General features: G+C 71.0%; 22 protein-coding genes. 14 read left to right on the top strand and 8 right to left on the bottom strand.

Annotated elements, in window-relative coordinates; genetic code table 11:
• Positions 1-26: 26 nt before the first annotated feature.
• Positions 27-2,576, bottom strand: coding sequence for an aminopeptidase N (gene pepN / locus ABD205_RS18215; RefSeq protein WP_344047279.1), 2,550 nt, complete (start codon positions 2,574-2,576; stop codon positions 27-29).
• A gap of 137 nt (positions 2,577-2,713) precedes the next feature.
• On the opposite strand from pepN, the gene ABD205_RS18220 reads away from it, so the two are divergent.
• The 5 genes from ABD205_RS18220 to metG all read left to right on the top strand — a co-directional run bounded on the left by ABD205_RS18220 (position 2,714) and on the right by metG (position 8,704).
• Positions 2,714-4,384, top strand: a complete 1,671-nt coding sequence (locus ABD205_RS18220) for a CHAP domain-containing protein (protein ID WP_344047281.1) — start codon at positions 2,714-2,716, stop codon at positions 4,382-4,384.
• A gap of 45 nt (positions 4,385-4,429) precedes the next feature.
• On the top strand, positions 4,430-5,029 hold the full coding sequence (locus ABD205_RS18225) for a mycothiol-dependent nitroreductase Rv2466c family protein (RefSeq protein WP_344047283.1): 600 nt from the start codon (positions 4,430-4,432) through the stop codon (positions 5,027-5,029).
• A complete protein-coding gene (locus ABD205_RS18230) occupies positions 5,029-5,610 on the top strand; it encodes a maleylpyruvate isomerase family mycothiol-dependent enzyme (RefSeq protein WP_344047285.1) in 582 nt (193 codons plus the stop codon). Before ABD205_RS18225 ends, ABD205_RS18230 begins: the two co-directional genes overlap by 1 nt.
• Positions 5,611-5,729: 119 nt before the next feature.
• On the top strand, positions 5,730-6,863 hold the full coding sequence (locus tag ABD205_RS18235) for an N-acetylmuramoyl-L-alanine amidase (protein WP_344047287.1): 1,134 nt from the start codon (positions 5,730-5,732) through the stop codon (positions 6,861-6,863).
• 38 nt (positions 6,864-6,901) lie between these two features.
• Complete coding sequence (gene metG / locus ABD205_RS18240) at positions 6,902-8,704, top strand: methionine--tRNA ligase (protein WP_344047289.1); 1,803 nt, start codon at positions 6,902-6,904, stop codon at positions 8,702-8,704.
• A gap of 48 nt (positions 8,705-8,752) precedes the next feature.
• Here metG and ABD205_RS18245 read toward each other — a convergent pair whose 3' ends face one another.
• Both ABD205_RS18245 and ABD205_RS18250 read right to left on the bottom strand, forming a co-directional pair.
• Positions 8,753-9,853 carry a DNA glycosylase AlkZ-like family protein gene (locus tag ABD205_RS18245; protein WP_344047291.1) on the bottom strand — a complete coding sequence of 367 codons (1,101 nt, stop codon included), beginning with the start codon at positions 9,851-9,853 and terminating at the stop codon, positions 8,753-8,755.
• Positions 9,853-11,523: a DUF885 domain-containing protein gene (locus ABD205_RS18250; protein ID WP_344047293.1), complete on the bottom strand. Its 1,671-nt coding sequence runs from the start codon at positions 11,521-11,523 to the stop codon at positions 9,853-9,855. The genes ABD205_RS18245 and ABD205_RS18250 overlap by 1 nt, the downstream gene beginning before the upstream one ends.
• Before the next feature lie 206 nt (positions 11,524-11,729).
• On the opposite strand from ABD205_RS18250, the gene ABD205_RS18255 reads away from it, so the two are divergent.
• A complete protein-coding gene (locus ABD205_RS18255) occupies positions 11,730-12,185 on the top strand; it encodes a peptidoglycan-binding domain-containing protein (protein ID WP_344047295.1) in 456 nt (151 codons plus the stop codon).
• A gap of 7 nt (positions 12,186-12,192) precedes the next feature.
• Here ABD205_RS18255 and ABD205_RS18260 read toward each other — a convergent pair whose 3' ends face one another.
• The 3 genes from ABD205_RS18260 to ABD205_RS18270 form a co-directional block, all read right to left on the bottom strand.
• The gene (locus ABD205_RS18260) at positions 12,193-12,924 is read right to left on the bottom strand and encodes a hypothetical protein (protein ID WP_344047297.1); all 732 of its coding nucleotides are present in this window, start codon (positions 12,922-12,924) and stop codon (positions 12,193-12,195) included.
• A 68-nt stretch (positions 12,925-12,992) separates the two neighbouring features.
• Positions 12,993-13,223, bottom strand: coding sequence for an acyl-CoA carboxylase subunit epsilon (locus tag ABD205_RS18265; RefSeq protein ID WP_344047298.1), 231 nt, complete (start codon positions 13,221-13,223; stop codon positions 12,993-12,995).
• 144 nt (positions 13,224-13,367) lie between these two features.
• A complete protein-coding gene (locus ABD205_RS18270; protein ID WP_344047299.1) occupies positions 13,368-14,984 on the bottom strand; it encodes an acyl-CoA carboxylase subunit beta in 1,617 nt (538 codons plus the stop codon).
• A gap of 59 nt (positions 14,985-15,043) precedes the next feature.
• Between ABD205_RS18270 and ABD205_RS18275 the strand changes: the two genes are divergently transcribed.
• The 7 genes from ABD205_RS18275 to ABD205_RS18305 all read left to right on the top strand — a co-directional run bounded on the left by ABD205_RS18275 (position 15,044) and on the right by ABD205_RS18305 (position 19,626).
• Positions 15,044-15,832: a biotin--[acetyl-CoA-carboxylase] ligase gene (locus ABD205_RS18275; protein WP_344047300.1), complete on the top strand. Its 789-nt coding sequence runs from the start codon at positions 15,044-15,046 to the stop codon at positions 15,830-15,832.
• A 15-nt stretch (positions 15,833-15,847) separates the two neighbouring features.
• Positions 15,848-16,348: a PH domain-containing protein gene (locus tag ABD205_RS18280; RefSeq protein WP_344047302.1), complete on the top strand. Its 501-nt coding sequence runs from the start codon at positions 15,848-15,850 to the stop codon at positions 16,346-16,348.
• A 4-nt stretch (positions 16,349-16,352) separates the two neighbouring features.
• Complete coding sequence (locus tag ABD205_RS18285) at positions 16,353-17,288, top strand: adenylate/guanylate cyclase domain-containing protein (protein WP_344047304.1); 936 nt, start codon at positions 16,353-16,355, stop codon at positions 17,286-17,288.
• A 169-nt stretch (positions 17,289-17,457) separates the two neighbouring features.
• Positions 17,458-17,700 (top strand): winged helix-turn-helix domain-containing protein, encoded by a 243-nt coding sequence (locus ABD205_RS18290; RefSeq protein ID WP_344047306.1) that lies wholly within the window; start codon positions 17,458-17,460, stop codon positions 17,698-17,700.
• Positions 17,701-17,758: 58 nt separating this feature from the next.
• Positions 17,759-18,925: a 5-(carboxyamino)imidazole ribonucleotide synthase gene (locus ABD205_RS18295; RefSeq protein WP_425573073.1), complete on the top strand. Its 1,167-nt coding sequence runs from the start codon at positions 17,759-17,761 to the stop codon at positions 18,923-18,925.
• Between the two features lies 1 nt (position 18,926).
• Complete coding sequence (gene purE / locus ABD205_RS18300; protein WP_344047310.1) at positions 18,927-19,427, top strand: 5-(carboxyamino)imidazole ribonucleotide mutase; 501 nt, start codon at positions 18,927-18,929, stop codon at positions 19,425-19,427.
• Between the two features lie 43 nt (positions 19,428-19,470).
• A complete protein-coding gene (locus ABD205_RS18305; protein WP_344047311.1) occupies positions 19,471-19,626 on the top strand; it encodes a hypothetical protein in 156 nt (51 codons plus the stop codon).
• 16 nt (positions 19,627-19,642) lie between these two features.
• Here ABD205_RS18305 and ABD205_RS18310 read toward each other — a convergent pair whose 3' ends face one another.
• The gene (locus ABD205_RS18310; RefSeq protein WP_344047313.1) at positions 19,643-20,065 is read right to left on the bottom strand and encodes a CoA-binding protein; all 423 of its coding nucleotides are present in this window, start codon (positions 20,063-20,065) and stop codon (positions 19,643-19,645) included.
• A 126-nt stretch (positions 20,066-20,191) separates the two neighbouring features.
• Here ABD205_RS18310 and ABD205_RS18315 point away from each other — a divergent pair, with 126 nt between their 5' ends.
• The gene (locus tag ABD205_RS18315; RefSeq protein WP_344047315.1) at positions 20,192-21,364 is read left to right on the top strand and encodes an acyl-CoA dehydrogenase family protein; all 1,173 of its coding nucleotides are present in this window, start codon (positions 20,192-20,194) and stop codon (positions 21,362-21,364) included.
• A gap of 247 nt (positions 21,365-21,611) precedes the next feature.
• Here ABD205_RS18315 and ABD205_RS18320 read toward each other — a convergent pair whose 3' ends face one another.
• Positions 21,612-22,313 (bottom strand): DUF3159 domain-containing protein, encoded by a 702-nt coding sequence (locus tag ABD205_RS18320; protein WP_344047317.1) that lies wholly within the window; start codon positions 22,311-22,313, stop codon positions 21,612-21,614.
• Positions 22,314-22,492: the final 179 nt, after the last annotated feature.

Consider the following 22,492-nt stretch of genomic DNA (forward strand, 5'->3'; position numbering starts at 1 on the left):
CGTGCGAGGTTGCGCCGACTCGGCAGTTACTCCGCGTCCTTGGCCTGGGCGGCCAGCGCGCGGGCAGCGGCGTCGCGGCCCTCACGCACGTAGCGCTTGGCGGCGGGCTCGGCCGAGGAGCTCTCCAGCCACGCGTCGGCCTTCTCGAGCAGCGCCGGCGAGGCGGCGTACTTCGGGAAGAGGCCGGCGAGCGCGACCGACGCCTTGTGCGTGCCGAGGTGCTCCCAGATGGACTCGGCCGCCTCGAAGTAGCGGTCGACGTACGGCGCGAGGAGGTCGTCCTGTCGCGGCTGCTGGAAGGCCAGCGAGATCTCGCGCGAGGTCTCGTTCGGCGTGCCGGTGCTGACCATGACCGCCTCCCACGCCGCCGCCTTCGCGTGGGCGTCGGGCCGCGAGGCGCGGGCGGCGGCCGCCTTCTCCTGGCCGGCGATCGTGTTGTCGCGCTCGAGCTCGGCGGCGATCTCGGCCTCACCGAAGGCGCCGGCGCGAGCCAGGCCCACGATGAGCGACCAGCGCATGTCCTGGTCGACCTCGAGGCCGTCGAACGTCAGGCTGCCGTCCAGCATCGCCTTCAGGTCGGCGACGGCACCGTCGGTGTGGGCGGCGCCCGCGAAGGCCCGCACGAACGTGAGCTGGTGGTCGCTCGCCGGCGCAGCGCCGTCGATGAGGGCGCGCAGGCCCGACTCCCACCGGTCCGCGAGCGCTGCACGCTTCGCCGGCGCCGAGTACGTCGACACGGCCAGCGCCGTGTTGGTCGGGATGCGGGTGACGCCCCACGCGTCGGTCTCCTGGCCGATGTTGGCCAGCACGAGCTCGACGTAGTCGCTGACCGCCAGCTCCGCGTCCCGGGTCATGTCCCACGCGGCGCTCCAGATGAGGGCGCGGGCCAGTGAGTCGGAGATCTTGCCGAGGCTGGTCAGCGCCGTGCTGAGCGAGCGCTCGTCGAGGCGGATCTTCGCGTAGGTGTGGTCGCTGTCGTTGAGGAGCAGCAGGTCGGGCTGCGCCTTGCCGACGAGCTCCTTGATCTCGGTGAGCTCGCCCTCGACGTCGACCTCGACGTAGTCGGTGCGGGTGATCGCGCCGTCCGCGCCGGACGCCGAGTAGAGGCCGATGCCGACGCGGTGACGCCGCAGCGTCGGCCAGTCCTGGTGCGCGGTCTGCCGGATCGCCAGCGACTCGTAGGTCCCGTCGGCGGCCAGGGTGAACTCCGGCGTCAGCGTGTTGACGCCGGCGGTCTGCAGCCACTCCTGCGCCCACCCCTGCAGCTCACGCCCCGAGGCGGCCTCGAGGTGGCGGAGCAGGTCGGAGAACGAGGCGTTGCCGTACTCGAACTCCTTGAAGTAGGTGCGCAGGCCCGCGAGGAACGGGTCGAGGCCGACCCAGGCCACGAGCTGCTTGAGCACCGACGCGCCCTTGGCGTAGGTGATCATGTCGAAGTTGACCTCGACCGCCTGCAGGTCGTAGTTGTCTGCGGCGATCGGGTGGGTGGTCGGGAGCTGGTCCTGCGTGTAGCCGGTGATCTTGCGGGCGTTGGCGAAGCCGGTCCACGAGTCGGTGAACTCGGTCGCCTCGACCTCGGCGTGGTAGCAGGCCCACTCGGCGAACGACTCGTTGAGCCAGAGGTCGTCCCACCACGTCATCGTGACGAGGTCGCCGAACCACATGTGCGCCATCTCGTGGAGGATCACGCTCGCGCGGAACTCGTAGAACGAGCGCGGCTGGCGCGAGCGGGGGAGGTACTCGTCGCGCAGCGTGACGGCGCCGGCGTTCTCCATCGCGCCCATGTTGTACTCCGGCACGTAGAGCTGGTCGTACTTGCCGAACGGGTAGGGGTAGTCGAACGTCTCCTCGAAGAACTCGAAGCCCTGCTTGGTGAGCTTCACGATCTCGTCGCGGTCGAGGTAGGGGACCAGGGACTGGCGGCAGTAGTGGCCGAGCTCGATCGGGCCGTTCTTGCCCTCGTAGGTGTCGAAGACGCCGTGGTACTCGCCGGCGATGATCGCGGTGATGTACGTCGACATGCGCTTCGTCGGCGCGAAGTGCCAGACGGCCGAGCCGTCGCCCACGGTCTCCGGGGTGGGCGTGGCGGAGTTGGACACGACCGTCCAGCTCTCGGGCGCGGTGACGTGGAAGGTGAAGGGGGCCTTCAGGTCCGGCTGCTCGAAGGTGGTGAAGACGCGGCGGGCGTCCGGCACCTCGAACTGGGTGTAGGTGTAGACGCGGTCGTCGGCGGGGTCGGTGAAGCGGTGCAGACCCTCGCCGGTGTGGCTGTAGGCGCAGTCGGCCTTGACGACGAGCACGTTCTCCGCGGCGAGGTCGGGCAGCGTGATCCGGCTGTCGGCGTACGCCGTGGCGGGGTCGAGCGAGGTGCCGTTCAGCGTGATCTCGTGGACGGTGGCGCCCACGAGGTCGGCGAACGTCGTCGCTCCGGGTGTGGTCGCCGTGAAGATGAGGGTGGTCGTCGAGGCGAAGGTGGTGGGACCGGTGGTGAGGTCCAGCTGGACGTCGTAGGAGGTGACGTCGAGGAGGGCGGCGCGTTCGGCGGCCTCGGCCCGGGTGAGGTTCGTTCCTGGCATGACGCGCATCCTTGCACGCGCGCGAAAGGGTATTTTCCGGGCCCCTGGAACCGGATCCGTGCTGCGCGGGCAAACTACAAGATTGTAGTTCTCCCGTCGGCGTGTCGCGTTGACATTTCTTTCCCTAGAGTGCTCGCGTGCCACTCCAGTCACATCGGTATCAGCGCTCACTCCAGACCCTGGCGATCCTGCTCGCCGGGGTGCTGATGGCGTTCGCGCTGCCGGCGGGACCGGGCATGGCGGCGCAGACCGATGCGGGTGCGCCGGCCTCGCAGGTGATCTGCCAGGGCTTCGACAACTGCCAGAGCCGCGGCTACTCCCACCAGGGGTACAAGACGGCCAAGAGCAAGATGTACTGGAACATGTACTCGGGCATCAACTGCACCAACTACGTGGCCTATCGGATGATCCGCAACGGTGGCTCGGCCACCCGCCCGCCCCAGCTCAAGACCGGCAGGGGCAACGCGGAGTACTGGGGGCCGTCCTTCGGCTACAGCTCGACGCCGATGGTCGGCTCGATCGCGTGGTGGAAGGCGAACGTCCCCGGCGCGGGCTCCGCCGGCCACGTCGCCTACGTCGAGCAGGTCGTCAGCGCCACCGAGATCGTGATCTCGGAGTCCAACTACGGCAGTGAGTTCTCCTGGCGCCGCATCACCACGAAGGGGCCGTGGCCGTCGGGGTTCATCCACTACCGCGACGTCCCGGTCAAGGCGACCGTGGCCCCGACCGTCGTCGGCGCCGCCAAGGTCGGCGTCGCACTGCGCGCGACGTCGGGCACGTGGACGCCCGCGGGCACCTACGCCTACCAGTGGTACGCCGCCGGGGTCGCCGTACCCGGTGCGACCGCCACCACGTTCACGCCGGGAGCGGCCCAGCTCGGCAAGGCGATCCAGGTGCGGGTCACGGCCGCTCGGGCGTCGTACGTCTCCGGTGTGGTGATGAGCGCCGCCACCGCTGCCACCGCGCCCGGCACCCAGACGGTCGTCACCGCGCCGAGCATCCAGGGCACCGCCCAGGTCGACCAGACGCTCAGCGTCGACCCCGGCTCCTACGCGCCGAAGCCCGGCAGCCTGGCCGTCCAGTGGCTCGCCGACGGCGTCGCGATCCCCGGTGCGACCACCACGACCTTCAAGCCCGGCCAGGACATGGCCAACAAGCGGCTCAGCGTGAGCGTGACGACCGCGACCGCCGGCTACACGACGCTCGCGACGGCCTCCGCGCCGACCGACCCTGTGCTGGCGCCCGACATCGAGATCACCCAGCCCGGCGGCGTCCAGGGTGCCGCACTGGTCGGCCAGACGCTGACCGCGGACCCCGGCCAGCTCGAGCCGAAGGACGCTGCGGCGACCTACGTCTGGATGCGCGACGGGCAACCGATGCCGGCGTTCACGGGGCCGACGTACGTCGTCAAGCCGCTCGACATCGGTGCGCAGCTCTCGGTCCGGGTGCAGCTCACCCGGTCCGGCTACCGGAGCAAGGCGCTGGTGCTCGGGCCGGTCCACGGGGTGAAGGCGCCGTCCGCGCTCCAGGTCAAGGTCGCCAACGGGACCGCGCGGCAGGCGTTGGTCAAGGTCGTCGTCACCTCGCCGGACCCGCACCAGCCCGCCGGTCGGGTCTGGATCAAGTTCCAGGGCAAGCGGCACCTGGTGCAGCTCGTCCGCGGTGTCGGCAAGGTCCGTCTCACCGGGCTGAGGCCGGGTGCGCGCACGATGGTCGCCCTCTATGTCGGCGACGCGCGCACCACCACGGTCAAGCAGAGTCTCAAGGTCACGGTGAAGGGCGCGCGTCCGGTCAAGAAGCGTCACTGACCACCTCGCGGCATAAGTGTCGGCGGGCCGGTGTTGGGTTAAGACATGACCAACGCTGACTTCTGGTTCGATCCCGCATGCCCGTTCGCCTGGATCACCTCGCGGTGGATCCTCGAGGTCGAGAAGGTGCGCGACATCCAGGTGACCTGGCACATCATGAGCCTGGCCTACCTCAATCAGGACAAGGACATCCCCCAGGAATACCGCGACTTCCTCAAGGACGCCTGGGGTCCCGTCCGTGTGCTCGCCGCCGTCGAGCAGGAGCACGGCAAGGACGCGCTGCTACCGCTCTACACGGCGCTCGGCGCCGCCCGGCACCTCGACAAGCAGGAGTTCACCCGCGAGGTCATCGCCGACGCCCTGGCGACCGCCGGGCTGGAGCGCGAGCTGGCCGACGCGATGGACGACTCGTCCTACGACGAGTGGATCAAGAAGTCCCACCACCTCGGCATGGACCAGGTCGGCAACGAGGTCGGCACCCCGACCATCGCGTTCGAGGGCCAGGCCTTCTTCGGGCCGGTCATCTCCAAGGCGCCGAAGGGCGAGGCCGCGGGACGGCTCTGGGACGGCTTCGTCATGGTGGCGGAGTTCCCCTACGTCTACGAGCTCAAGCGGGCCCGCACGCACGACCTCGACTTCAGCTGATGCCTGTCGACCAGATGGGGGTGCTCGCCCTGCAGCGAGCGCTCACGCAGGCGGCCGCGCTCCTCGACGAGGTGCGGCCCGAGGATCTCGAGCTCCCCACGCCGTGCGCCGACTGGGACGTGCGCGACCTGGCCAACCACCTGATCGCGCAGCCGCGGATCTTCGTGACGATGCTGCAGGGCGCTCCGCCGGGGTGGAACGGGCGGGAGGACTACTCGGCCCGACTGGGCGAGGAGCTGACCACCCGAGGCAACGCGCTGATCAACCTGTGGCGCGAGGTGGGGGACGCGGCCATGCTCGACCCGGACTGGCAGGCGGCGGAGATCGCCGTGCACACCTGGGACCTCGCGACGGCGCTCGGGCGCTCGACGGACGACCTCGACGAGGCCCTCGCCGAACGCTCGGTGGTGACGATGGACCGCATCCTGGGGCCGATCCGGAAGGGGCGGGCGTTCAAGGACGCGCGTCAGGCGCCACCGGGATCGAACGCCTACGAGCACCTCGCGGCGTACGCCGGCCGCGAGGTGCCCTGGCGTCCGCCGTCCGCCGCGCCGTCCGCCGCGGAGGCTTCCGGGACCTGACACGCCCGGGCGCTGGACTAGACCAGTTCTGTGACTGGTGTGACGCATGATGTTGGACTATGCGTCCCACGAGCTCACGTGTCACGCCGTGGAGGGTGCGTGCCTGTCGGCGGTCGGTGATGGCCGCCCTCGCACTGGCACTCGCCCCACCCGTCGTCCTCCTCGGTCCGTCCGCCTCCGCGCCCGCCGGAGCCGCTGGTGCTGCCGCGGCGACCGCCACGACCGTCCGGCTCCGGCCGGTCGCCGGTGGTGTGTCGCAGGCGACGCTGGCGCTGCGCCGCCGGACGACCACGTTCCGAACGACGGGCTACTCGATGGCGGGGGTGACCTGGACGGGCGTGCGTGCACCGGGTCGCGTCGCGGTCCGGTGGCCCGACGGCCACGGAGGATGGGTCCGCTGGCGGACCCTGCCGCGGCAGGCCGACCTGCCCGGTGCGAGAGAGCAGCGTGCGACCCGCGGCACCCAGCCCGTCTGGACCGGTCGGCACCGGCAGCTCCAGGTGGAGGTGCTCGGGCACCGTCCCCGGGGGCTGCGACTGTCACTCATCGACACCGGCCCGACGGAGCAGGGTGAGATGGCGTCCGCGCAGCCGTCGGCCGCGCGGGGCGCGGTCGCAGCCAGCACAGCCCGTCGTGCGACACGCGCTCCGCAGCCCGCCCTGCTCAGCCGGCGGGCCTGGGGAGCCGACCCCTCGTGGCGCAACGGCCAGCCGTCGTACATCCGGCAGATCAAGCAGGTCCACATCCACCACACGGCGACCGCGAACGACTATGCGCCGGGGGACGTGCCGGGGCTGCTGCGGGGCATGTACTACTACCACACCCACTCGCTGGGCTGGTTCGACATCGCCTACAACTTCCTGGTCGACCGGTTCGGCCGGACGTGGGTCGGGCGAAGCGGCGGCGCGGACCGCGCGGTGCGCGGCGCTCACACGCTGGGCTTCAACCACGAGTCCGTCGGGATCGCCCTGATCGGCCGGTTCGGCAATCAGCGGCCCACCGCCTCCGCGATGAAGGCCGTCGTCGACCTGGCGGCCTGGAAGCTGGACATGTACGGCGGCCACCCGCGCCGCACGGTCGTCGTCCGGTCCGAGGGCAGCGACCGATTCCCGACGGGTGCGTGGGTGCGCCTGCCGACCATCGACGGTCACCGCGACACCAACGAGACCAGCTGTCCCGGCACGAAGCTCTACGACCTGCTGCCGAGGCTGCGCAACCGCGTCGGCAAGCGGGTCAACCGCTACGACCCCTGACCGGTCGTCCGATGGCCCGTCCTCACTAGGATCCGCCTATGAGCTCTGTACTGTCCGCCGTCGCCTGGCCGTACGCCAACGGTCCGCGCCACATCGGCCACGTGGCCGGCTTCGGCGTGCCCTCCGACGTGTTCAGCCGCTACATGCGGATGGCAGGACACGACGTGCTCATGGTCTCGGGGTCCGACGAGCACGGCACGCCGATCCTGATCGCGGCCGACGAGGTCGGGGTGACCCCCCAGGAGCTGGTCGACCGCAACCACCGGCTGATCATCGAGGACCTGGTCGGGCTCGGCCTGACGTACGACCTCTACACCCGCACGACGACGCGCAACCACCACGCGGTCGTCCAGGAGCTGTTCCTCGGCGTCTACGAGAACGGCTACTTCGTCGAGCGGACGGCGTACGGCGCGATCAGCCCGTCCACCGGGCGCACCCTGCCCGACCGCTACATCGAGGGCACCTGCCCGATCTGCGGCTACGACGGCGCCCGCGGCGACCAGTGCGACAACTGCGGCAACCAGCTCGACCCGCAGGACCTGATCAACCCGCGCTCGAAGATCAACGGCGAGACGCCTGAGTTCATCGAGACGAGCCACTTCTTCCTCGACCTCCCCGCGCTGGCCGACGCGCTCGGGAAGTGGCTCGACGAGCGCGAGCGGACCGGCCTGTGGCGGCCCAACGTCATCAGGTTCTCCAAGAACATCCTCGACGAGATCCGTCCGCGGGCGATGACGCGCGACATCGACTGGGGCATCGCGGTGCCCCTCGACGGCTGGCGCGAGAACCCCACGAAGAAGCTCTACGTCTGGTTCGACGCCGTCATCGGCTACCTCTCGGCGTCGGTCGAGTGGGCCCGGCGGTCGGGCGACCCGGACGCGTGGCGCAAGTGGTGGAACGCCTCGGCCGACCAGGCGGAGAGCGCGCTGTCCTACTACTTCATGGGCAAGGACAACATCACCTTCCACAGCCAGATCTGGCCGGCTGAGCTGCTGGCGTACAACGGTCAGGGATCGAAGGGCGGCTCGCCGCGCGAGCTCGGCGAGCTCAACCTGCCGACCGAGGTGGTCTCGAGCGAGTTCCTGACCATGGAGGGCAAGAAGTTCTCCTCCTCGCGCAAGATCGTGATCTACGTCCGTGACCTGCTGGAGCGCTACCAGCCCGACGCGTTCCGCTACTTCGTGGCCACGGCCGGCCCCGAGAGCCAGGACAGCGACTTCACCTGGGCGGAGTTCGTCCGGCGTACCAACGACGAGCTTGTCGCGGGCTGGGGCAACCTGGTCAACCGCACCGCCAACCTGGTCGCGAAGAACTTCGGCGAGATCCCGGAGCTCGGCGCGCCGACCGACGACGACCAGGCGGTGCTCGACCTCGTCGAGGGCGCGTTCGACAGCGTCGGCGACCTCATCGGCCGGCACCAGCAGAAGCGGGCGATCGGCGAGGCGATGCGCGTCGTCGGCGAGGTCAACAAGTACGTCTCCGACACCGAGCCGTGGAAGATCAAGGACGACGAGGCCCGGCTCGGCACCGTCCTGCACGTGATGACGCAGTGCGTGGCCGACCTCAACATCATCCTCTCGCCGTTCCTCCCGTTCTCCGCGAACGCGGTCGACCGGGCGCTCGGCGGACGAGGTGAGGTGGCGCCGCTGCCACGGATCGACGAGGTCGAGGACCTCGACGGTGGACCGGGCTACCCGATCATCACCGGCGACTACAGCGGCTTCCCCGACTGGCGGCGTCACCCGGTCGTTGCCGGCACGCCCGTCGCGAAGCCGACGCCGGTCTTCACGAAGCTCGACCCGTCCGTGGTCGACGAGGAGCTGGCCCGCCTCGGCACCTGAGCGGGACGTCATACGAGCTGGTGGCTCTGACAGCCACCTCGTATGACGTCAGGTGCGGGTGACCTCCAGGCCGAGCCAGGTCGCGAGGGAGTCGATCTCCGCCTCGACGGCGTCGCCGGTCTCCGCCGGCCACGCGCCGTCCTCGTGCACCGCGAAGACGCGCAGCAGACCGGCCTTCCGGTCCGCCTTGGCGTCGAGCTTCCCGACCAGCCGGTCGCCGTACAGGATGGGGAGGGCGAAGTAGCCCCACCGCCGCTTCGCCGCCGGCTTGTACATCTCCAGGACGTATTCGAAGCCGAACAGGTCGAGCGCACGGGCTCGGTCGTAGACGAGCCTGTCGTACGGCGACAGCAGCGCCGTCCTGCCCTCGACCGGCTCGCCCATCGGGTCCGGTGCGTCCAGCGCCGCCAGCGCGTCCGGGTCGACCTGCCACTCGCCGTCGACGCCGTCGACGGTCACCGCCTCGCCGAGGCGGCCCGCGCCGAGCTCCTCGCCGTTGGCCTTGGACGTCGCACGGGCGATGCCGAGCGAGCCGAACCGCCTCCGGTCGAGCTCGACGCGCGCGACCTCGTAGTCGGGGACCTCGAGGTCGGGCGGGTAGACCCGCTCGGCCAGGTCGTAGACGCGCAGCCTCTCCTCGCGTCCCGCGATCGCGACGTCCCCGATCCGGGTGAGCATCTCGAGGAGCCGGTTGACGGATCTGTCGTCGTTCCACCCGCTCGAGGTCCACGGCACCTGGCAGGTGTCGGGGATCCCGGCGGCGGTGAGTGGTCCTTCTGCGTCCAGCCGGGCGAGCACGTCGGCCCGGAAGCCCTCGTTGGCCGCCAGCCACTCGACGGCCGTCGGGTGCATCTCCCGTGGGGCAGTGGCCAGCACCAGGCCGATGTCGTCCATCGGCCGCACGAACGAGGAGTGCTCGACCACCGAGCGCTCGGTCTCCAGTGCGAAGGTCAGGTCGGAGTGCTCGTACTCCTCCCCGAGCCGGGACCACAGCACGAGGTCCACGCTGGGCGCGATCGCCGCCGTCGGGTCGACCTGCACGAGGGTCAGCTCGTCGACGACCTCGGCGACCGAGAGCTCGCGCCGAGCGTCGAGCAGCTGCGCGCGAACGGCGATCCTGCGCGCCTCCTCGCCGCTGAGCCGGCGCATCAGAGCCGAGCGAGGGCCGTCTTCAGCGGATCCAGCCCGAGCGAGCCGAGATCGAGTGCGGCGGTGTGGAACGCCTTGAGGTCGAAGGCGGCGCCGTGCCGCGCCATGGCGTCGGCGCGTGCCTCGAGCCAGATCCGCTCACCCACCTTGTACGACGGCGCCTGACCCGGCCAGCCGAGGTAACGGTTGACCTCGAACCGCAGCGAGCCGTCGTCCATGCGCGAGTGCGCCCGCATGAACTCGTAGACCTTGTCGGCGTCCCAGACCTCGCCCGGCCGCCACCCGTAAGGGTTGTCGGCCGGGACCGTCAGCCCGAGGTGCACGCCGATGTCCACGATGACGCGCGCGGCACGGAAGCCCTGCATGTCGAGGAAGCCCAGCCGGTCACCCGGGTCGGCGAAGTAGCCCAGCTCGTCCATCAGCCGCTCGGAGTAGAGCGCCCAGCCCTCGCCGTGGCCGCTCACCCAGCACATCAGCCGCTGCCAGCGGTTGAGCAGGTCGGCGCGGTGCACCGCCTGCGCACACTGCAGGTGATGGCCGGGCACGCCCTCGTGGAAGACGGTGGTGGTCTCGCGCCAGGTCGAGTAGATCCGGTGGTCGTCGGTGAACGAGAACCACATCGTGCCGGGCCGGGAGAAGTCCTCCGAGGGGGGCGTGTACCAAGCGCCGCCGTCGTTGATCGGCGCGACCTTGCATGCCAGCGTGCGGATCGGCTCGGCGATGTCGAAGTGGACGCCGTCGAAGGTGCGCAGGATGTCGTCGGACTTCGCCTGCATCCACTCCTGGAAGGCCTCCCGGCTGCCGCAGTCGCGCGCAGGGTCCGCGTCGAGCGCGGCCACGGCGTCGGCGACAGTCCCCCCGGGCACGATCCGCTGGGCGGTCGCGGCCATGTCGTCCTCGATGCGCTTGAGCTCCTCCCAGCCCCACGCGTAGGTCTCCTCGAGGTCGACGGCGGCGCCCAGGAAGCCGCGCGAGGCGAGCGCGTACTGCTCACGCCCGACACCGTCGGCCTCGCGTCCGCGTGGTGCCAGGTCGGCCTCGAGGAAGCGCCCGAACTCGGCGTACGCCGCCGAGGCCAGCTCGGCGCGAGCACTCACCCGCTCGCGCAGTGCCTCCGGCGCCTTGCCGGCCAACGTCAGGAAGTAGTTGCCGCCGGCGCCCTGCTGGCCGGTCCAGCCGCGGATCTGGTCGGCGTGCTCGACGTACTGCCGGCGGGCGGCCAGGCGGCCCGCGGCCGCCTCCTCGAGCAGGGTGCGCCGGTAGCCGTCGAGGGCCGCCGGGACCCCGGCGAGGCGGGCGTCGATCGCCTCCCAGTCGTCGGCCGTGGCGGTCGGCATCAGGTCGAAGGCCTCGCGCAGGGCGTGGGTGGCGCCGGCGATCACGGAGAGCTCGTAGCGGGCCAGCCCGGCGTCGACCCGCTCGACCTCGAGCCCGGTGCGCTCGAGGAAGGCGTCGCGAGCGACCGCCTCCCGCCCGTCGCTCGGCGTCAGACCCGTGACGTCGGCGAGTGCCTCCCGGGCGAGGGCCTCGCGGGCGGCGAAGCCGTCGGGGGAGAGGTCGGGCAGCTCGTGGTCGTGGCCGGCGATCCCGACCTGCGTCGCGGTGAGCGGATCGAGAGCGGCGTAGTCCTCGACGAACTGGTCGGTGCGGGTGTCGACAGGTCGGGTCACCCTGCCGACCCTAGGACACGGCGCGTCCGTCGTGCGCGGTCAATATCCTCCCCGCCCGACCCGCGGCCCTTCTTCGCGCACGAGCGTCATGACCCGGGTGCCCGGGTGTCTCTCATGTGGGCAGGACGGGCGAGCCTGCAGCCCGCCTCCTTCGCGGAGGATCGCCCGGCCCTCGACCGACCCTTCGACCGACCAGGAGCGAACACATGTACCCAACGCACCCCTTCCTCAGGTCCAGCCTCAGGTCCAGCCTCAGGTCCGGCCCCAGGACGGGCCCGGCGCGTGCACTCCTGGCCGCCGTCACGCTCGCCGCGTCGCTGGGCGCGGTCGCTGCCACTCCGGAGCCCGCGCGCGCCGCCGGGAGCTGCGTCAGCTACAACTACGGCTACGGCGGATATGCGACCTGTGTCGGCCGCATCCAGGTGCTGCTCAACGCGTTCCGTCCGCAGATCGGGAGTCCGTACGCGAAGCTCGCCGTCGACAACTCCTTCGGCCCGGCGACGCGCGCAGCCGTCATCGCCTTCCAACGGTTCTGGAGGCTGACGCCCGACGGGATCGTGGGTCCCCGGACCTGGAACGAGCTGTGCTCGCCCCACATGGGCCCCGGCCCGATCAGCTGGTACCCGTACTCGGCCGCCCGGGCCGCCGGCTGCGCGATCTGAGCGCCGCTCAGTCGGGTGCGAATCCGCCGTCGTCCTCGTCCTGGGCGTGGAGCACCTCGCGGGCGACCTCGAGCACGCTGACGCCGGCCTGGGTGGCCGCGTCGTGGAGGATGGCCTCGCCGGTCTCGAGATCGACGTCGCGGTCGATGGCGATGACCGCAGCGGCTGCCTCGATCACTCCGGTCTCCCGCACTCGCTGGGGTGCTGCCTCGGCCTCACGACGGGTGGTGAAGGACAGGTCGGCGTTGGTGATCGCTCCGGCGGGCCAGGCGCCGAAGACGTCGGCCAGCTCCTCGTGGTGCCCGACGAAGGCACGGCGCGACGCGGCGTAGAGGTTCACCGTCCCGATGACGCCTTCCGCGTCCATGACGGGGAGGGTCAGCGTCGTGCGTACGGCGCGAGCGGCGGTCGCCTGTGCGAACAGCCGCCATCGCTCCTCGTCCAGCGCGTCCGACTCTTCGAACTCGCGGACCTGCTCGTGACGGCCGGCGTCGACGCACGGGCCGCCCGCGGCGTACTGGATGGCGTCGAGCATCGCGACCTCGGGCGCCGAGGCCACCACGGTGAAGGTGAGCTGGGGGTCCGTGCGGGCGATGCTCACGCCGACCAGGTCAGGCACGACCTCCTTCGCGCGGGCGGCGAGCGCCAAGAGCTGTTGCAGGCGTACGCCGGCGTCGGCCGGCGACTCGAGCTCGCGCAGGGCCTCGACGGTCTGCGGCAGTGGCTCCATGGGTGTCACAGCTGCGGTCTCCTCTCTCCGGGGCTTGGAGATGAGGTACCCGATCCGGCGCGTAGGTCTCGGTCGTGTCAGCGCGGCAGGCCGCTGGCGCGCCACGCGCCGCGACCGTGCGGGAGTGTACGGCCGGGTGCTGCCCGTACGCCGCGAGCGGGGCTGGCCCACTCCGACCTGGGCGGCTCAGGCGCTGCCTCGCCGCCCCCGAGGGAGGCGAACACCGCGACGATCGCAGCGATCTCCTCGGGCGTGGCGTCGGGGTTGACGATCCGGAGGAGGGGCGTCGTCTCAGCGGAGTCGCTCATCGTCCTTTGCCTCTCGGGTGCAGGTGGTCTGGCGTGTCGAGTCGGTGCATCCTCGCGGCTCGCTGCGCTCGCGCGCGAGGATGCGCCGACTCGACGCGACGCGAGAAGAAGCAGGCACCAGCCCGCTTCCGCTCGCTGCGCTCGCTACAGCGGGATGTTGCCATGCTTCTTCGGCGGCAGGGTCTCGCGCTTGGTGCGCAGCAGGCGCAGGGCGCGGGTGACCTCGGCGCGCGTCTCGTGCGGCGGGATGACCGCGTCGACGTACCCGCGCTCGGCGGCGATGTAGGGGTTGGCGAGGGTGGTCTCGTAGTCGTCGATCAGCTCCGCGCGCTTGGCCTCGACGTCGCCGCCCTCGTCGGCCACCTTCTTGAGGGTGCGGCGGTGGACGATGTTCGCGGCGCCCTGGGCGCCCATGACCGCGATCTGCGCAGTGGGCCAGGCCAGGTTGATGTCGGCGCCGAGGTGCTTGGAGCCCATCACGTCGTAGGCGCCGCCGTAGGCCTTGCGGGTGATGACGGTGACCAGCGGGACGGTGGCCTCGGCGTAGGCGTAGATCAGCTTGGCGCCCCGGCGGATGATGCCGTTCCACTCCTGGTCGGTGCCGGGCAGGAAGCCGGGCACGTCGACGAAGGTCAGCACCGGGATGTTGAAGGCGTCGCAGAATCGGACGAACCGGGCCGCCTTCTCGCTCGCGTCGATGTCGAGCGTGCCGGCGAACTGCATGGGCTGGTTGGCGACCACGCCGACCGAGCGGCCCTCGACCCGGCCGAAGCCGACGATGATGTTGGGCGCGAACAGCGCCTGGACCTCGAGGAAGTCCCCGTCGTCGACCACGGCGGCGATGACGTCGTGCATGTCGTAGGGCTGGTTCGGGCTGTCCGGGATGATCGTGTCCAGGGTCCGGTCGAGGTCGGTGAACTCCAGCCCGGTGGGGGCGTCGAAGGACGGCGCCTCGTCGAGGTTGTTCTGGGGCAGGAACGAGAGCAGCGCCTTGACGTACTCGATCGCGTCCTCCTCGTCGGAGCCCATGTAGTGGGCGTTGCCCGACTTGGTGTTGTGCGTCCGCGCGCCGCCGAGGTCCTCCATCGAGACGTCCTCGCCGGTGACGGTCTTGATGACGTCGGGGCCGGTGATGAACATCGCCGAGGTCTGGTCGACCATGATCGTGAAGTCGGTGACCGCGGGGGAGTAGACGTGCCCGCCGGCGCAGTTGCCCATGATCATGCTGATCTGCGGGATGACGCCGGAGGCGTGCACGTTGCGGCGGAAGATCTCGCCGTAAAGGCCGAGCGAGACCACGCCCTCCTGGATGCGAGCGCCCGCGCCCTCGTTGATGCCGATGATCGGGGAGCCGGTCTTGATGGCCAGGTCCATCACCTTGGTGATCTTCTCGCCGTAGACCTCGCCCAGCGAGCCGCCGAAGACCGTGAAGTCCTGGGAGAACACGCACACCTGGCGGCCGTCGATGGTGCCGTAGCCGGTCACCACGCCGTCGCCGTAGGGGCGGGTCTTCTCCAGCCCGAACGCCGTGGACCGGTGCCGGGCGAGCTCGTCGAGCTCCTGGAAGGAGCCCTCGTCGAAGAGCATCTCGATCCGCTCACGCGCGGTCTTGCGGCCCTTGGCGTGCTGCTTTTCCACCGCCTTCGCCGAGCCGGCGTGGACCGCCTCGTCGATGCGCAGGTCCAGGTCGGCCAGCTTGCCGGCCGTCGTGTGGAGGTCGGGCGTGGTCCCGTCGGGCTGTGCTGAGGAAGGGGCAGTCACAAACGGGCACACTAGTCCCCGTGACCGAGGACACGAATGGCCGAGCACCCCTGGATTCTGTGAGGATCGCCACGGCGTCCGATGTGCAGGACGGCGACTTCGTCGTCGAGATCCTGCCGGAGGCCCCCTCCACCAACGCGGTGCTCGCCGACCGCGCGCGCGACGGAGCGCCGGAGCGGCTGGTGATCGTGACCGAGCACCAGACGTCCGGGCGGGGTCGTCTCGACCGGACCTGGGAGACGCCGCTGCACTCCGCGCTCACGTTCTCGGCCCTGCTGCGGCCGCCGGTCGAGCAGGTGCCGCCCCACCGCTGGCCGTGGCTGCCGCTGGTCGCCGGGCTGGCGGTGACCTCCGTCCTGCGCGAGGAGGGGTACGCCGTCGGCCTGAAGTGGCCGAACGACGTGCTGCTGCGCACGAGCTCGGGCGAGGAGCGGAAGGTCTGCGGGATCCTCGTCGAGCGGATCGAGACCCCGGACGGTCCTGCGGCTGTGGTGGGGATCGGGCTCAACACCTCGCTCACTCCGGAGGAGCTGCCCGTGCCGGCCGCCACCTCGCTGGAGATCGAGTCGGGCGGCCCGGTCGACCGCACCACGCTGCTGCTGCACCTGCTGCGCGGCCTGTTCGGCCACTACGTGGACTGGGTCGCCGATCCCGACGGGCTCCGCCCGGCGTACGCCGCCGCGAGCGTGACCCTCGGCCGGCAGGTGCGTGCCGAGCTTCCCGACGGGCAGACCCTGGTCGGCACTGCGACGGCGATCGACGAGACCGGGCGTCTGGTCATCGCGACCGAGCAGGGCGAGCAGGCCGTCGGGGCGGGTGACGTGGTTCACCTTCGCCCGGTGCAGTAGTGACATGATGCGGCCGTGGGGATCTCGAGCAAGCTCCTGAACGAGGGCGAGACGGTCGTCCTCCACACCCGCACGCACGCGAAGGCGCTGGTGCTCCCGCTGCTGGCACTGCTCGTCGTGCTGGCCGTCGGGGCCGTCGCTCAGGTCGAGCTTCCCGGGGGTGTCGCACTGGCGGCGTGGGTGCTGGTCGCCATCGGCGTCGTCTGGTTCGTCCTCCGGCCGGTGCTCGTCTGGGCGACCGCCACCTACACCGTGACCACCCGTCGCCTCATCACGCGTCGCGGCGTGCTCACCCGCCGCGGTCACGACATCCCGTTGAGCCGGATCAGCGACGTCGCCTCCGAGCGCGATCTGCTCGACCGGATGCTCGGGTGCGGCACCCTGATCGTCAGCGACGCGAGCACCCACGGGCAGGTCGTCCTCCACGACATCCCGCAGGTCGAGGAGGCGCAGCGGACCATCCACGAGCTCCTCGACTCCACCGAGGACCGCGCAGCGCGCGACGAAGGCGTCTGAGCCGGTGCCCGAGTCCGCCGACGGCGTGCGCTACACCGCGTCCGAGGTCGCCGAGCGCACCGGCGTCACCCTCGAGCAGGCCAAGAAGCTGTGGCGCGCGCTCGGCTTCCCCGAGGCCGGGGACGAGGCGTTCTTCACCGACAGCGACCTGGCCGCGCTCACCACGCTCACCGACATCCTGGCGACCGGGATCATCGACTTCGACCTCGCCGTGAACCTCACTCGCGGCGTCGGCCTGACCATGGCCCGGCTCTCCGACTGGGAGGTCTCCGCCATGGTGCACCATCTCGAGCTGCTCGGCCGCGCCGCCGACCGGCCGGATCTGCCCGGGGTCGCGGCAGCGGTCACCGACGAGTTCAACCAGCGCTTCGAGGGTCTGCTCACCTACGCGTGGCGGCGCCACATGAGTGCGGCGCTGGCCAGGCTCGAGGCGTCGGACGCCGACGACGTCGGCACCACGCAGGTGACGGTCGGCTTCGCCGACATCGTGTCGTTCACGGCGCTCTCGAACACGCTCACGCAGGAGAAGATCGGCGACCTCGTGGAGCTCTTCGAGTCCCGCTGCGCCGACGTGATCGCAGTGCAGCAGGGGCGGGTGATCAAGAGCCTCGGCGACTCGGTCCTCTTCGTGAACGACGACCCGATCCGGGCCTACGACACCGCCGAGGGGATCATCAACGTCATCGGTCGCGACCCGCGGATGCCGGACGTCCGCCTGGGCCTCGCGACCGGCTCGGTGGTGACCCGGCTGGGCGACGTGTTCGGACCGCCGGTCAACATGGCGGCCCGCCTCACGGCCGTCGCGCGACGCAACCGGATCATCATCGACGAGACGATGGCAGGCCTGCTCCCGGTCGACCAGTTCGAGACGCGCAGGCTGCCCGCGCGTCCGGTCCGGGGCTTCGGGATCGTGGAGCCGGTCGCCGTGCGGCGGAACTGACCGATTCCTGCCCTCGCTTTGCGTTGGCATGAAGTTGCCAGTGGCAGGAAGGGGCAAACGGCGCTCCGCGGCTCCGTGGCCTGCCTACATTTTGCTTGTGATCCAGGTTCAGGACATCCGAGTCGACCCCGAGACCCGCCGAGTGTGGCGTGGCGAGGAGGAGGTCAGGATGTCGCGCAAGGAGTACGACCTCCTGTACAAGCTCATCTGCAACGCAGGCACGATCGTCAGCCGCGACGAGCTCATGCAGGACGTGTGGGCGACGCGGTTCTGGACCTCCTCCAAGACCATCGACGTCCACCTGGGCTGGGTCCGCCGCAAGATCGGCGACGACAGCCGCCACCCGCACCTGATCACCACCGTGCGCGGGAAGGGCCTCCGTTTCGAGCTCGGCTCCGTCGCGGTCCTCTGAGCGCCGCCCGGCACACCGCGCTGGACGACGCTGACGGCCGCGCCGATACCCTGTGCGGGTGTCAGCCCCCACGCTCGCCGTCATCGGCGGTGGCCAGCTCGCTCGGATGATGGCGCAGCCGGCGATCGCGCTCGGTCTGCCGTTGCGACTGCTCGCCGAGGCCGAGGGTGTCTCCGCAGCGCAGGTCATCGCCGACCACACCGTCGGCGACTACCGCGACCTCGACACCCTGCTCAAGGTGACCGACGGGTGCGCCGCGGTCACGTTCGACCACGAGCACGTGCCGACCGAGCACCTGCACGCGCTCGAGCGGGCCGGGGTCGCGGTGCGTCCTGGCCCGCAGGCCCTCGTCTTCGCCCAGGACAAGGCGCTGATGCGGGAGCGGCTCGGCGGGCTCGGCGTGCCCTGTCCCCGCAACGCGGTCGTCACCTCGGTCGAGGAGGTCGAGGCCTTCGGGTTCCCGTGCGTCCTCAAGACCACCCGGGGTGGGTACGACGGCAAGGGCGTCTGGGTCGTCCGGTCGGCCGCGGATGCCGTCGAGCCGTTCGAGGTCGCCTCGAAGGCCGCCCCCCAGAACGGTACGCGGATCCTCGCCGAGGAGCTCGTCGACTTCCGACGCGAGCTCTCGGCGATCGTCGCCCGCTCGCCGAGCGGACAGGCGGCGGCATATCCGGTCGTGCAGACCACCCAGCGCGGCGGCATCTGCCACGAGGTGGTCGCGCCGGCGCCCGACCTCTCCGACGAGCTCGCGGGGCAGGCCCAGTCGATCGCGCTGAAGGTCGCCGGCGAGCTGGGCGTCACGGGCATCCTGGCGGTCGAGCTCTTCGAGACCGTCGACGGGCGGATCCTGGTCAACGAGCTCGCGATGCGCCCGCACAACACCGGCCACTGGACGCAGGACGGCGCCGAGACGTCGCAGTTCGAGAACCACCTGCGAGCCGTGATGGACCTGCCTCTCGGGTCGCCCGCTCCGCGCCAGCGCTGGACGGTGATGGTCAACATCCTTGGTGGGTCCGACCCGGACGCCGGCCGGCTCTACGACGGCTTCCCGCACGCCCTCGCCCGCGACCCGCACCTGCGGGTCCACCTCTACGGCAAGGACCTGCGACCCGGCCGGAAGGTCGGTCACGTCAACACCTACGGCGACGACCTCGAGGACTGCCTCGAGCGCGCGCGGCACGCCGCCGCGTGGTTCGCCGGCGACCTCGGCAACGAAAGCGAGTGACATGAGCGCACAGGTCGGGATCGTCATGGGATCCGACTCGGACTGGCCGGTGATGAAGGCCGCCGCGGAGGCACTCGAGGAGTTCGGCGTCGGCTACGAGGCCGACGTCGTGTCGGCGCACCGGATGCCCGAGGAGATGATCGACTACGGCAAGCAGGCGCACGAGCGCGGTCTGTCGGTCCTCATCGCCGGCGCCGGGGGTGCCGCACACCTGCCGGGCATGCTCGCCTCGGTCACGCCGCTGCCGGTGATCGGCGTCCCGGTGCCGCTGAAGTACCTCGACGGCATGGACTCGCTGCTCTCGATCGTGCAGATGCCGGCCGGCGTCCCGGTCGCGACCGTCTCGATCGGCAACGCCCGCAACGCGGGCCTGCTCGCCGTACGGATCCTCGGTGCCACGGACCCGGCGCTGCAGGCGAAGGTCGTCGAGTTCCAGGCCTCGCTCAAGGCCGCGGCGCACGCCAAGGGTGAGGTCGTACGCCGCGCAGCGACCCCCTCCTGACGGCGGCCCACATGACTGGCCGGGGCCGGGTTACCGGAGGTGCATGACGACCACCCCAGCACCCCCGACCGAGCCGGGCACGGAGCCCTACCCGGGTGGCATCCCCGAGCCGGGGCCGGACATCCCCGACCCGTTCCCGGGGAGCACGCCGACGCCTGAGCCGCAGCCGGACATGCCGCCCGCCGAGCCGCCGGACTGACCTGGCGGGACTCTCGTCAGGGTCGCTTCGCCCACTCGATGGCGGGGCAGGTGTCCATCACCATCCGCACCCCGGCGGCCGACGTACGCGCGAAGGCGTCCTCGTCGACCACGCCGAGCTGGAACCACACGGCCTTGGCGCCGATCTTCACGGCCTCGTCGGCGAACTGGCCCGCGGCCTCCGAGCGTCGGAAGACGTCGACCACGTCGACGGCGAACGGCACGTCCGCGAGTGTCGGGTAGGCCCGCTCGCCGAGCACCTCGAGCGTGCCCGAGGCGGCGTCGGGGTGGATCGGCACGATCCGCTTGCCGCGCTGCTGGAGCAGGGCGGCGATCGAGTACGCCGTCCGGCGCGGGTCCCCGGACAGGCCGACGACCGCCCACGTCTCGCACTCGTCGAGCATGAAGTCGATTGCCTCGGGGTCGAGCCACGGCGTCATGCCGTCAACGGTAGCGGCGTCCAGAAGGGGTCGACCGCCCCCCAGGGGCTCCTCGGCCGAGGGCCCGAGGCTCCTGCCGGGAGGCGGTCGGTGAGGGCCGGCTACTCGCAAGTAGAATTTGACGCCATGAGCGTTGACTACCCGCTGTTCGCCCTCTCCGAGGAGCACCAGGAGATCCGCAAGGCGATCCGCGAGCTCTGCGATGCCAAGATCGCGCCGTTCGCGGCGGCCGTCGACGAGGAGGCGCGCTACCCGCAGGAGGCGCACGACGCGCTGGTGGCTGGCGACTTCTTCGCCCCGCACGTGCCGGAGGAGTACGGCGGCGTCGGCGCCGACGCGCTCGCCACGGTGCTGGTCATCGAGGAGATCGCGCGCGCCGACGTGTCGGCCTCGCTCATCCCCGCGGTCAACAAGCTCGGCTCGCTGCCGGTGCAGCTCGGCGGCTCGGAGGAGCTCAAGAAGAAGTACCTCGGCAAGCTGGCGGCCGGCGAGGGCGGCTTCTCCTACTGCCTGTCCGAGCCCGATGCGGGCTCCGATGCCGCCGCCCAGAAGACCCGGGCGGTCCGCGACGGCGACGAGTGGGTCCTCAACGGGGTCAAGCGGTGGATCTCGAACGCGGGCGTCTCGGAGTTCTACACCGTGCTCGCGGTGACCGACCCTGAGAAGCGCTCGAAGGGGATCAGCGCGTTCGTGGTGGAGAAGTCCGATCCCGGGGTGTCGTTCGGCGCCCCGGAGAAGAAGCTGGGCATCAAGGGATCACCGACCCGTGAGGTCTACCTCGACAACGTGCGGATCCCGGCCGACCGGATCATCGGCGAGGAGGGCCGTGGCTTCGAGTACGCGATGAACACCCTCGACCACACCCGCATCACCATCGCCGCCCAGGCGGTCGGGGTCGCCCAGGGCGCGCTCGACTACGCGCTGGGCTACGTCAAGGAGCGCAAGCAGTTCGGCACGCCGATCGCCGAGTTCCAGGGCCTGCAGTTCATGATCGCGGACATGGGCATGAAGATCGAGGCGGCCCGTCAGATGACGTACGCCGCCGCCGGCCGCTCCGAGCGCGGCGACGCCGACCTGACGTTCTTCGGTGCGGCCGCGAAGGCGTTCGCCTCCGACGTGGCCATGGAGGTCACCACCAACGCCGTGCAGCTGCTGGGTGGCTACGGCTACACCCGCGACTACCCGGTCGAGCGGATGATGCGCGACGCCAAGATCACCCAGATCTACGAGGGCACCAACCAGGTCCAGCGGATCGTGATGGCACGCCAGCTCCTCGCCGGGGTGCAGTCCAACATCTGACCTCGCGCGAAGGACGGGAACGCGCCTCGGGGAGCGATCGGGACAGCGCCGGGCGCTACCTGCCGGGCGATACCTGCCGGACGAACGGGTCGGCCGAGTGCTCCACCGTCTCCGGTACGGCGTCTCGGGGAGGCCGCGACGGACCTACCTCAGCGCGTCTGGCGGGGCCCGGTCTCGTCCGTGATCGACGAGCCTGACCCAGGACCCTGCCGGACGACCCCGTCGCCGCCGGCCACGTAGCCGCAGGTCAGGCGGCTGCCACCGCCGGCGCACCGACCGGGACCGCCGTGTGGACAGGCCTGTCCGCGCAGACGATCCGCAGGTCGGGCATGCGGGCTGCCCGGAAAGCACCGCGCGCGATGCAGCCGCCGACGGACAGGACCGTGCAGGCGAGTCCCAGTCCGCTGGTGGCGGCGACCGCCTGGGCGTCCGGGAGCGTCAGGGCAGCCCAGGCGCCGAGCGCCGCGGACATCACGTGGACGATGCCCCAGATCGCGCTCAGCTGCGCGAAGAGCCCGCGCAGCGTTGGCGCATCGGGCACCCCGGCGAAGTAGTCGGCCGCGAGTCGCATCATCAGCGGCCGACGCGCGAAGGCGGAGCCGAGGAAGACGAGGCCCTGGGCGGCGCAGAGGACCGCCGGGACGAGGAGGTAGAGGCTCACCGAGGAGACGGCGAGCCCCGCGCCGGTGCGCGCCAGGAAGAGCCCGAACGCGAGCCAGCAGGTCGCGGGGACGCGGACCCCCAGTGCGAGGCGACCGCCGATGCAGGCGGTCCGCCATCCGAAGACCGCCAGGAGGCCCATCATCGGGTGGCCGGCGGAGACCAGCACGTAGAGCAGCAGGCCGGGCACGAGGACGACCTCGCCCAGCAGCAGGAGGCCTCGGGCCACCGTGGCCGGCAGCCGACCGAGGTGGACGAGGGTCGGCTCAGCGGGCGAGGCAGGGCGCACAGTCGATGTCCGGCATCAGGTCGTTCCTTCGAGTCGGGCAGGGCACTCGGGTCCCGTGGTCCGCCGCAACGGTAACCCGGTGACCGAAGCCGTGTGCCCGGTTCGCACAACTCGCCGGCGACGACCCGGGCATCGGGCGACGACGCACCGGCCCGGCCTGCGGGGGGCAGACCGGGCCG

The sequence above is a fragment of the Nocardioides panacihumi genome (assembly GCF_039530925.1).
GTDB lineage: Bacteria > Actinomycetota > Actinomycetes > Propionibacteriales > Nocardioidaceae > Nocardioides > Nocardioides panacihumi.